Source organism: Mesorhizobium sp. M0437 (assembly GCF_040321335.1).
Classification (GTDB): Bacteria; Pseudomonadota; Alphaproteobacteria; order Rhizobiales; family Rhizobiaceae; genus Mesorhizobium.
Genome location: NZ_JAMYRK010000111.1, coordinates 1 through 10,404, shown reverse-complemented (window position 1 = coordinate 10,404; position 10,404 = coordinate 1). Strand labels below are relative to the sequence as shown.

The window sequence follows — 10,404 nt, the reverse complement described above, 5'->3', positions numbered from 1 at the left end:
TCTTGGAGTGCGCGGTTATGTTGGGCCGGGCCGCGGGGCCTATGCAAAACAATGCTTGGGCCCCGTGTGTCACCCCCCCGCAATCACCCCGCGGGGGGCCGGCCTTCACCCCCGCCACGTCGACGAAGGTGACGATCGGGATCGAGAAGCAGTCGCAGAAGCGCACGAAACGAGCCGCCTTGCGGCTGGCATCCGAATCGAGCACGCCGGCCAGCACCATCGGCTGGTTGGCGACGAAGCCGACGCTGCGGCCCTCGATACGGCCGAAGCCGGTGACGATGTTTTTCGCAAAATTCTGCTGGATCTCGAAGAAGTCACCCTCGTCGGCAACTTTAAGGATCAACTCTTTGATGTCGTAGGGTTTGTTGGCGTTGTCGGGGATCAGCCGGTCGAGCGACAGATCGTGATCGGTGACCGATTGGTAACATTCGATCTCGGGAATTTCCGCCGTGTTGGATGCGGGCAGCAGATCGACCAGTCGGCGCATCTGCAGCAGCGCCTCGACGTCATTGTCGTAGGCTCCGTCGGCGATTGAGGACTTCGTTGTGTGGACGGAAGCGCCGCCGAGGCTTTCGGCGGTGACCGTCTCGTTGGTGACGGTCTTCACTACATCCGGCCCGGTGACGAACATGTAGGAGGTGTCGCGGACCATGAAGATGAAGTCGGTCATCGCCGGCGAATAGACGTCGCCGCCGGCGCAAGGGCCCATGATCAGTGAAATCTGCGGAATGACGCCGGAGGCAAGTACATTGCGTTGGAAGATCTCGGCGTAGCCGCCGAGGGCTGCCACGCCTTCCTGGATGCGGGCGCCGCCGGCGTCATAGAGGCCGATGATCGGCGCGCGATTGCGCAGTGCCATCTCCTGCACCTTCACCACCTTTTCGGCATGCGCCTCGGACAGCGAGCCGCCGAACACGGTGAAATCCTTGGCGAAAAGATAGACCGGGCGACCGTTTACGGTGCCCCAGCCGGTAACGACGCCGTCGCCGGCGATCTTGGTTTTCTCCATGCCGAAGTCGGTCGAGCGGTGCTCGACATACATGTCGAACTCCTCGAACGAGCCCTCGTCTAGAAAGACGTCTATGCGTTCGCGGGCGGTCAGCTTGCCCTTCTTGTGCTGGGCGTCGATGCGGGCCTGGCCGCCGCCCATGCGGGCGATCTCGCGGCGGCGCTCGAGTTCCTTCAGCACGTCCTTCATGACCGGTCCCCGAAACGGAAAGCTGCATTGTGGTAATCATGCCCGCGAGAGAGCGCAAGCGCCGCTTCCTCATGGCTTTTGCTGCGCTGCAACATCAGGCCCCTTGCATTTCGATGCGAACTGGGCCATATGCGGCGGCATAGGCGCTTGGGCCGGGACACTCCGGCCTTCTCGATGAATGAGACTGGTTGCGTCTGTTTTCCCTCTTCCCGACATATCGGCAAGGTGGCGAAAAAGCCCCGTGGCATGAAGCCTGCGGGCACGACAGCGCAGCCGTGCGGACGATGACGTCCGCCCGCCTTGTCGTTTCATGACAATTTTCGACGGCAGGTTGCGCCCTGCCGCCATCGATGTTTGCGGCCAGGAGCCGCATGAAAGAAGAATATTTTGACCAATGAAAACACTTTGACCGGTAAGGACACTGCGGAACCGAACGGTTTCGCCGCACTTGGAATCACCGGCGCACTGCTCAAGGCCACCAATGCCGCCGGCTTTACCGATCCGAAGCCGATCCAGGCCCAGGCGATCCCGCCGCAGCTCGAAGGCCGCGACATTTTCGGCATCGCCCAGACCGGCTCGGGCAAGACGGCGGCGTTCGCGCTGCCGATCCTGTCGAAGATCATCGCACTTGGTACCAAGCGCCGGCCGAAGACGGCCCGAGCGCTGATCCTGGCGCCGACACGTGAACTCGCGGTGCAGATCGAGGAGATGATCAAGCTGCTCGCCAAGGGCGCGCATGTCTCGACCGCGCTCGTGCTGGGCGGCGTCTCGCGCTTCAGCCAGGTGAAGAAGGTTGCGCCCGGCGTCGACATCCTGATCGCAACGCCCGGTCGGCTGACCGACCTTGTGCGTGAAGGCGACCTGATGCTTGCCGACACCAAATGGCTGGTGCTCGACGAAGGCGACCGCATGCTCGACATGGGCTTCATCAACGACGTGAAGCGCATCGCCAAGGCGACGGCGCCGGACCGTCAGACGGTGCTGTTCTCGGCGACCATGCCGGCCGAAATCGCCGAACTGGCGAAAGGCCTGCTGAAGAACCCGATTCGCGTCGAAGTCGCTCCTCACAGCACCGCGGCCGCCGAGATCGTGCAGGGCGTCGTCTTTGCCCGCACCAAGCAGAAGCGCCAGGTGCTGGCCAACATGCTTGCCGATGAGGCGATGAAGTCCGTCATCATCTTCTCGCGCACCAAGCATGGCGCCGACAGGGTGACCAAGGATCTCGAGCGCGACGGCTTCAAGGCCGCCGTCATCCACGGCAACAAGTCGCAGAATGCCCGTCAGAAGGCACTCAACGATTTCCGTGAGGGTTCGGTGCGCATTCTCGTGGCGACCGACATTGCGGCACGCGGCATCGACGTGCCCGGCATCAGCCATGTGGTGAATTTCGACCTGCCGGACGAGGCGGAGAGCTATGTCCACCGCATCGGCCGCACCGGCCGCAACGGCATGGACGGCATCGCTATCACACTCTGCGACCCGTCTGAAAACAGCAAGCTGCGTCAGGTCGAGCGCATCATCCGCACCAAGCTGCCGATCGTTGCCGACCATCTCGGCAGCCCCGATCCGCAGCGCAATCCCGCCGAGAAGCACGAGCGCAGCTTCGAACCGGCCAATGATCGCAACGACCACAATGGCCGTCGCGACGGCAGGCGGCCCGGCGGCGCAAACAACGGCTTCGGCAAGAAGCGGTTCGGCGACAAGCCGGCCTTTGCGGGCGAGCGCAAGCCGGAAGGCGCCAAGCCCTTCAAGGGCAATAACAAGCGCCGCTTCGGCGGTAAGCGGCCAGCAGCGCGGGCCGCATAATCTGACCGTGTTGCGGTCGGCCAAGCCTGGCTTGGTCGAATACGATTGAAGAGGGCGACCGGAGCGATGCTTCGGTCGCCCTCTTGCTTGGGGCCTTTGGTTCACTTTACCACCGCCTCGACCCACACGACGATCCGCTGCGCGAGGAAAGCCGTGGTCGATGGCGACAGCGCGTCGCCGGCAATGACGTGGTTGTCCGGATCGCCGGTATCGTCGACCGGCACCAATTCATGTCCAGCGCCCCAGCGACCCGCAAACACGATCGCTCGCCCATCACCGATCCTACTCGACTGGCGGCTTGCGGTCGAAATTCAGCGGCCGCGCATTCCAGCGGGTGACCGTGCTGATCACCCATCGGCAGAACGGCCTCGGCAGCATCCTGAGCAGCTTCAGCGTCCAACTCAGGCGGCGTGGGAAAGTGACTTCGAAGCCGCCGTATTCGATGCCTTGCGCGATGCGGCGCGAGGCCAGATTGACAGGCATCAAGCCCGGCATCGGCAGGAAGTTCTTTTCGGTCAGCCGCGTGTCGACAAAGCCCGGATTAATCACCTGGATGCGGACGTTCATCTTGTCAAAATCGTATTTCAGCGACTCGGCCAGGATATTGACGGCCGCCTTGGTGCCGCCATAGGCGGCGGTGGTGGGCCAGCCGAAATAGGCGGTGACCGAACCGATCAGCACGACGTGGCCGCGCGAGCGCACGCGCATGCGTTCGATGACCGGCAGCAGGCCGTTGATGATGCCGAAATAATTGACTTCGAAAGACCGACGAAAATTGCGCGCCACAAGATCCTCGCCCGGCGTTGCGATATAGCTTCCCGCGTTGAACACTGCCAACACGATCGGACCGAGATCTTTCTCGATCGCCGCAACCGTCTTTGCCATGCGTTTTTCGTCGGTCACGTCGCAGGGAAAGGCTGCGACACGGCCCGCCATCTGCGCCGTTTCGACGATGAGCGTATCGATCGGATGGTCATCTGGCGCAGTCACCGCGACGACATAGCCCCGAGCGGCAAGATCCTTGGCCAGCGAACGGCCGATACCGCTGCTGCCGCCCGTAATCCAGGCGACGCCATGCTTCGGATTGGCCCGATAGAGTGTCATGTTGCGCCCCGCCGGCTCTTCTTAGCCTGTGCTCTACCGGTGAAGAAATCGAATGAAAAGAGTGCTTTTCGGTACATGGTTGAAATGAATACTGATCGGGCGCTCCTGGCTGCAGCAATTGCAGTGTGCGAAATGCGACTGGACCAGGCAAATTCTTGCCTTGAAACCGAAGCTTCGGGTTTCTAGGGTTTCGCCGCACCCACAAAGGAATCTCCATGCCCCGTTCTGTGATCGACGTGATCGGCAACACGCCCCTGATCCGCCTCAACAAGGCCTCGGAAGCAACCGGCTGCGAGATCCTGGGCAAGGCCGAATTCATGAATCCCGGGCAGTCGGTAAAGGACCGCGCCGGCCTGTTTATCATCCGCGACGCGGAGCAGCGCAGGCTGCTGCGGCCCGGCGGAGTCATCGTCGAGGGGACGGCCGGAAATACCGGCATCGGATTGACACTGGTTGCCAAGGCGCTCGGCTACCGCACGGTGATCGTCATTCCCGACACCCAGAGCCAGGAGAAGAAGGATACGATCAAACTGCTCGGCGCCGAGTTGATCGAAGTGCCCGCCGTGCCTTACAAGAACCCGAACAACTACGTGAAGCTGTCGGGCCGGCTGGCCGAGCAGATGGCCAAGAGCGAGCCGAACGGCGCGATCTGGGCCAACCAGTTCGACAATGTCGCCAACCGTGACGGCCATATCCGCACCACGGCCGAAGAAATCTGGAACCAGACCGACGGCAAGGTGGATGGTTTCGTGTCGGCGGTCGGTTCCGGCGGCACTCTGGCAGGCGTCGGTTTCGGGCTGAAGGCCAAAAACAACCAGGTCAAGATCGCGCTGGCCGATCCGCTGGGGGCAGCGCTCTATTCCTTCTACACCAGCGGCGAGCTGAAATCCGAGGGCAGTTCGATCACCGAAGGCATCGGGCAGGGGCGGATCACCGCCAACCTCCAAGGCTTTACACCCGATTTTGCCTTCCAGATCCCCGACGAGGACGCGCTGCCGATCGTATTCGACCTGATCCAGGAGGAGGGGCTTTGCGTTGGCGGTTCGACGGGCATCAACATTGCCGGCGCCATTCGCCTGGCGCGCGAGCTAGGCCCCGGCCACACTATCGTGACCATGCTTTGCGACTACGGCACGCGCTACCAGTCGAAGCTGTTCAATCCTGAATTCCTGCGCGAAAAGAAGCTGCCGGTGCCGGGGTGGATGGAGCAACAGAGCACGATTTCAGTACCGTTCGAAAGGGTTGCGTGATGGCGCACAAGACCGAAGCGCTGTTTCGTGACGACGCCTATCTGGGGACGGCCGACGCCACCGTCGTCGCAGTCAATGATCGCGGCGGCATCATTCTGGACCGGACGGTGTTTTACGCCACATCGGGCGGGCAGCCGGGCGACACCGGCAGCCTCGAACGCGCCGACGGCACCGGCATAGCGATTGCCGCTACGATCACCGGCGAAACCAAGGACGAGATCATCCATGTACCGGCGCCGGAGCAGGCAGTTCCAAAGGTGGGCGAGCGCATGAGGCTCGCCATCGACTGGCCGCGGCGGCAGTTGCTGATGCGCATGCATTCTGCCTGCCACCTGCTTACCGTCGTCTGTCCGTTCCCGATCACCGGCGCCGCGGTTTCCGAGGACGACAGCCGTATCGATTTCGACATCCCGGATGCCGGCTTTACCAAGGAAGGCGTGACGGCCAGACTGATGGAACTGGTGCGAGCCGACCACCCGATCTTCACCCGGCTCATTTCCGACGAGGAACTGGCATCCAATCCGGGCCTGGTGAAATCCAAGAATGTGCGGCCTCCGGCCGGCACGGGAAGGATCCGATTGGTCTGCATCGGCGAGAACGCTTCGATCGACAGCCAGCCTTGCGGCGGCACCCATGTAAAGAGCACCAGCGAAATCGGCGAGATCCATATCGGCAAGATCGAGAAGAAGGGCCGCGAGAACCGGCGCTTCCGCATTCGCTTTGGTCCTATGCCGCCAGCCTGATATAGGACTGCGACGGGCGGGACAGGAGAGAAAAGATGGCCGACGACAGCCCTTTCACCATCGATGCCGATTGGTTACAGAAGCGGCTCGGCGAACCCGGCCTGACGATTGTCGACGCGTCCTGGTATCTGCCGGCGCAAAAGCGTGACGCGCGCGCCGAGTACGACGCAGCGCATATTCCAGGCGCCCGCTTCCTCGACCAGGATGCGGTTTCGGACCCCGAAGCGGCTCTGCCGCACACGCTGCCGTCGCCGCAGCATTTCGCGCAATATGTCGGCGCGATGGGTATTTCGGCCGATGACACGATTGTTGTCTATGACGGGCCAGGGTTCTTTTCTGCACCGCGCGCCTGGTGGTTGTTTCGCGTCATGGGCGTGTTCCAGGTCTATATACTCGACGGCGGCTTCGATCGTTGGAAAGCCGCCGGACGGCCGGTGACGGCGGAGCCGACGAAGATCGCGCCTTGCGTGTTTTATGCCAACTTCGATGCCGCCCGCGTCGCCAGCCTTGCCGACATGCGCCGGATCGTCGAGACGGGGGAGAGCCAGATCGCCGACGCGCGCTCGCCTGGCCGTTTTGCCGGCACCGAGCCGGAGCCGCGCCCCGGCATCCGCTCCGGCCATATGCCGGGCGCGCACAACGTGCCGTTTTCGGCGCTTTCGGAAAACGGCGAATTGTTGCCGAAGGACAGGCTGCGCAAAGCGATCGAAGGAGCCGGCATCGACCTGTCGAAGCCGGTCGTCACCTCCTGCGGGTCGGGCGTCACCGCGGCAGCCGTCACGCTAGCTTTGGAGACGCTTGGCCATGTCGACAACAGGCTTTATGACGGTTCATGGACCGAATGGGGCGGGCTTTCCGACACGCCCGTCGTGACGGGCAAGGACTGACGGTGATGGAAGACGGATCGCTGGAAGACATCGATGTCACCGTGACGTTTCTCGAAATGCATGTGCCGCCTGCCTATTCGCCGCCGCTGCCGTACAACCGCCAGATCGCGCTGCTCAAGACCAAAGACATTCCGCTGCATTTCTACCGCTATTTGATGGATCGGGTGGGCCGCAAATGGCACTGGGTCAATGTGCTGAGGCTGAGCGACGAGGAGCTTGCGGCGGGCATCCACCGCGAGGACCGCGACATCAGGGTGCTTTATCTGGATGGTGCGCCGGCCGGCTTCTTCGACCTCAAGCCGCATTTGCCGGAGGAAGTGGAACTCGCTTATTTCGGAATGATGGAGCACGCGACCGGGCAAGGCATCGGCCGCTGGTTCCTCGGTGCGGCAATCGCCGCGGCATGGTCGCACGGGCCAAAGCGGGTGACGGTGCAGACCTGCACCCTCGATCACCCAGCAGCACTGCCGCTCTATCAAAAACTCGGCTTTACGCCAGTGGCGCAAAAAAAGGAGGTCGTACATCCGATGTCTTTTGCCGAGCGCGCGGCCAGCGTCATGCGGCCCTGATTTTCAGGCCCGTTCATCCGCGCTTCAGCTTGTCTTTGCAATGTCCCAGAGTCTCTGGATCAACACTCAAAGGCGAGCCCGACTTGAATGAGCTTGGCTCTTTCCATATCGCTATCGTCTAAAAACCGATGGGTGATGGAGGATCGCACGATGGCAATACGCGTGGTAATGGCCGGCGCGACCGGCTGGGTCGGCAAAGCGCTGGTTCCGGCGATCGGGGCGCAAGGCGACATGGCGCTGGCCGGGGCTGTATCACGCAGCGGAGCGGGGCAGGATTCCGGTCTGCTGGTTGGTATGCCGGCTAATGGTATTGCCGTTTCGGCCTCGCTGGCCGAGGCGCTGGAGGCGCCGTCGGACGTGCTGGTCGACTTCACCAAGCCGCATGTCGTGAAAGACCATGTGCTGCTCGCCATCGACAACGGACGGCACACGGTGATCGGCACGTCGGGACTGGGAGCTGCCGACTATGCCGAGATCGACGCCGCGGCGCGCGCCAATGGCGTCGGCGTTGTTGCCGCTGGCAACTTTTCCATCACCGCCACGCTGATGAAGCGGTTTGCACTTATGGCGGCAAAATACGTGCCGGATGTCGAGGTCATCGATTATGCTAGTGCAAAGAAGCCCGACGCGCCCTCCGGAACCGCACGAGAGCTTGCTGAAGCGCTGGCCGACATCCGCAAGGCCTCAACGGCAAAGCCGGTCTCCGAGGTCTCCGGCGTGCCGGCCACACGCGGTGGTGCGGTCGGCGCAGGCGAGGGGGTGCAAGTGCACGCGCTTCGCCTGCCGTCCTACATCCTGTCCTGCGAGGCGCTGTTCGGTCTGCCAGACGAGCGGCTGACCATACGCCACGACGCCGGCTCGTCCGCGGCGCCTTACGTGGCGGGCACGCTGCTCGCCATCAGACGGGTACAGCAGATCAAAGGTCTGGTTCGTGGTCTCGACGCGCTGATGGATTGATCCATTTCGGCAGGAATCGGGTGGGAAACGCTGTCTTGCGAGCATAATTTCCGGTCGACGACACCGGAGATTTTGCCATGACGCTAAAATTCAAAGCCTTGCCAACCAATGCTGTCCGGGCACTTCAGCGCGGCGGGCCGGATGCTTATGGCTTGAAGCCAGAGCGGCAAATTTCGGATGGCGACGGCGTGCCTTGCCGTCATTGCTTGAAAAATATTGCTTTGGGAGAGGCCTATCTTGTTTTGGCCTATCGACCTTTTCCGGAGCTGCAGCCTTATGCCGAAACGGGGCCGATCTTTCTGCATGCGAAAGAATGCGAACGCGCCGCCGAGGGGAAAATGCTTCCCGAAATGCTCGAAAGCAGCGATTACATTGTGCGCGGTTATGGCAAGGACGACCGCATCGTTTACGGCAGCGGCGGCGTCATTCCGACCGACGCCATTGCCGCACGGGCAGAGACGTTGTTCGAACGCGACGACATCGCTTACGTCCACATCCGCTCGGCGCGCAACAATTGCTATCAGTGCCGGATCGACCGCGCGTAACCGGACAGGCTGCACCGGCTTGGCTGTCGTACTCCCGTCGCATACCAGCGGTAGAAAGAGACTGTCGATCGATTTGCCGACCGCGGATGAACCGGCGGGAATTTTCGACAACCGAGGAAGCGGGGCTTTGGCTCCGCTTTTTTGTTGTCCGGTTATTTTGCGCGCCCGACACTTTTCAGTTTTTCGACATAAGAAAAACCCGTCGGACGAATCCGACGGGCACTGGAGAGGCAGATTCGGAAGCTCAGGCGGCGAGAACGGCCTTCGGCTCGACCAGCTCGTAACCGAGCGCTTCGGCCACCGCGCGATTCGTGATCTTGCCCTTGTGGACGTTCAGCCCGTTGCGCAGATGGTGGTCGTCTACCAGCGCCTTGAGGCCCTTGTCGGCGAGCTGCAGGCCATAATGCAGCGTCGCATTATTGAGCGCGTGGGCCGAGGTGACCGGCACCGCACCCGGCATGTTGGCGACGCAATAGTGGATGACGCCGTCGACCTCATAGGTCGGCTCGGCATGGGTGGTGGCGTGCGAGGTCTCGAAGCAGCCGCCCTGGTCGATGGCGACGTCGACCAGCACGGCGCCTTTCTTCATGCCCGACAGCATCTCGCGCGTCACCAGCTTGGGCGCTGCTGCCCCCGGGATCAGCACGGCGCCGACGACGATGTCAGCCGAAAAACATTCTTCTTCCAGCGCCTCGACGGTCGAGTAGCGGGTGTGGACGCGGCCGCCAAAGATGTCGTCGAGCTGACGCAGGCGCGGGATCGAGCGGTCAATGATGGTGACGTCGGCGCCAAGGCCGGCGGCCATCCGTGCAGCATGCAGGCCGACGACGCCGCCGCCGAGCACGGTTACCTTGCCGGGGAGCACGCCGGGCACGCCGCCAAGCAGCACGCCGCGGCCGCCATTGGCCTTTTGCAGCGCCGTTGCACCCGCCTGGATCGACAGGCGGCCGGCAACTTCCGACATCGGCGCCAAGAGCGGCAGACCGCCGCGCTCGTCGGTGACGGTCTCGTAGGCTATCGCGGTCACGCCGGAGGCCAGCAGGCCCTTGGTCTGCTCCGGATCCGGGGCAAGATGCAGATAGGTATAGAGGATCTGGCCGTCGCGGAGCTGAACCCATTCGTTGGGCTGCGGCTCCTTGACCTTCACGATCATGTCGGACTTGGCAAAAACGTCGGCTGCCGTCTTGGCGATCGTGGCGCCGGCGGCACGATACGCGTTGTCGTCGGCGCCCCAGCCGGGGCCCGGGCCGGGCGCGCGGCACCCGGGCTGGCGCAGCGCGCCATTTTTGCGGGCCGCACCCGGCGGCAGGCCGGCGCGGGATTGGTGGTTGTTGTTTTGCGGGGG

At 62.7% G+C, this 10,404-nt stretch carries 10 protein-coding genes and 1 pseudogene; 7 read left to right on the top strand and 4 right to left on the bottom strand.

Annotation, left to right across the window (positions count from 1 at the left end; genetic code table 11):
- On the bottom strand, positions 1 to 1,198 hold a 1,198-nt coding region (locus NKI72_RS32840), incomplete at its 3' end, for an acyl-CoA carboxylase subunit beta (RefSeq protein ID WP_352851989.1).
- Between the two features lie 387 nt (positions 1,199 to 1,585).
- On the opposite strand from NKI72_RS32840, the gene NKI72_RS32835 reads away from it, so the two are divergent.
- Complete coding sequence (locus NKI72_RS32835; RefSeq protein WP_352833540.1) at positions 1,586 to 3,004, top strand: DEAD/DEAH box helicase; 1,419 nt, start codon at positions 1,586 to 1,588, stop codon at positions 3,002 to 3,004.
- Between the two features lie 101 nt (positions 3,005 to 3,105).
- Here the strand turns inward: NKI72_RS32835 and NKI72_RS32830 are convergent.
- A pseudogene (locus tag NKI72_RS32830) lies at positions 3,106 to 3,258 on the bottom strand (alpha/beta hydrolase); the annotation flags it as partial.
- A gap of 28 nt (positions 3,259 to 3,286) precedes the next feature.
- Positions 3,287 to 4,108 carry an SDR family oxidoreductase gene (locus NKI72_RS32825; protein ID WP_352502944.1) on the bottom strand — a complete coding sequence of 274 codons (822 nt, stop codon included), beginning with the start codon at positions 4,106 to 4,108 and terminating at the stop codon, positions 3,287 to 3,289.
- Between the two features lie 215 nt (positions 4,109 to 4,323).
- Here NKI72_RS32825 and NKI72_RS32820 point away from each other — a divergent pair, with 215 nt between their 5' ends.
- The 6 genes from NKI72_RS32820 (at position 4,324) to NKI72_RS32795 (ending at position 9,059) form a co-directional block, all read left to right on the top strand.
- Complete coding sequence (locus NKI72_RS32820; protein ID WP_352457507.1) at positions 4,324 to 5,358, top strand: cysteine synthase A; 1,035 nt, start codon at positions 4,324 to 4,326, stop codon at positions 5,356 to 5,358.
- The gene (locus NKI72_RS32815) at positions 5,358 to 6,101 is read left to right on the top strand and encodes an alanyl-tRNA editing protein (protein WP_352613571.1); all 744 of its coding nucleotides are present in this window, start codon (positions 5,358 to 5,360) and stop codon (positions 6,099 to 6,101) included. Before NKI72_RS32820 ends, NKI72_RS32815 begins: the two co-directional genes overlap by 1 nt.
- Before the next feature lie 35 nt (positions 6,102 to 6,136).
- Positions 6,137 to 6,988: a 3-mercaptopyruvate sulfurtransferase gene (gene sseA / locus NKI72_RS32810; protein WP_352833542.1), complete on the top strand. Its 852-nt coding sequence runs from the start codon at positions 6,137 to 6,139 to the stop codon at positions 6,986 to 6,988.
- 5 nt (positions 6,989 to 6,993) lie between these two features.
- Positions 6,994 to 7,557 carry a GNAT family N-acetyltransferase gene (locus tag NKI72_RS32805; protein WP_352448953.1) on the top strand — a complete coding sequence of 188 codons (564 nt, stop codon included), beginning with the start codon at positions 6,994 to 6,996 and terminating at the stop codon, positions 7,555 to 7,557.
- A gap of 150 nt (positions 7,558 to 7,707) precedes the next feature.
- Positions 7,708 to 8,514 carry a 4-hydroxy-tetrahydrodipicolinate reductase gene (gene dapB / locus NKI72_RS32800; protein WP_352448952.1) on the top strand — a complete coding sequence of 269 codons (807 nt, stop codon included), beginning with the start codon at positions 7,708 to 7,710 and terminating at the stop codon, positions 8,512 to 8,514.
- A gap of 77 nt (positions 8,515 to 8,591) precedes the next feature.
- Positions 8,592 to 9,059 carry a DUF1203 domain-containing protein gene (locus NKI72_RS32795; RefSeq protein WP_352471826.1) on the top strand — a complete coding sequence of 156 codons (468 nt, stop codon included), beginning with the start codon at positions 8,592 to 8,594 and terminating at the stop codon, positions 9,057 to 9,059.
- A gap of 244 nt (positions 9,060 to 9,303) precedes the next feature.
- On the opposite strand, the gene ald is transcribed toward NKI72_RS32795, so the two are convergent.
- Positions 9,304 to 10,404: alanine dehydrogenase (ald, locus tag NKI72_RS32790; RefSeq protein ID WP_352851987.1), on the bottom strand; the 1,101-nt coding region annotated here is incomplete at its 5' end.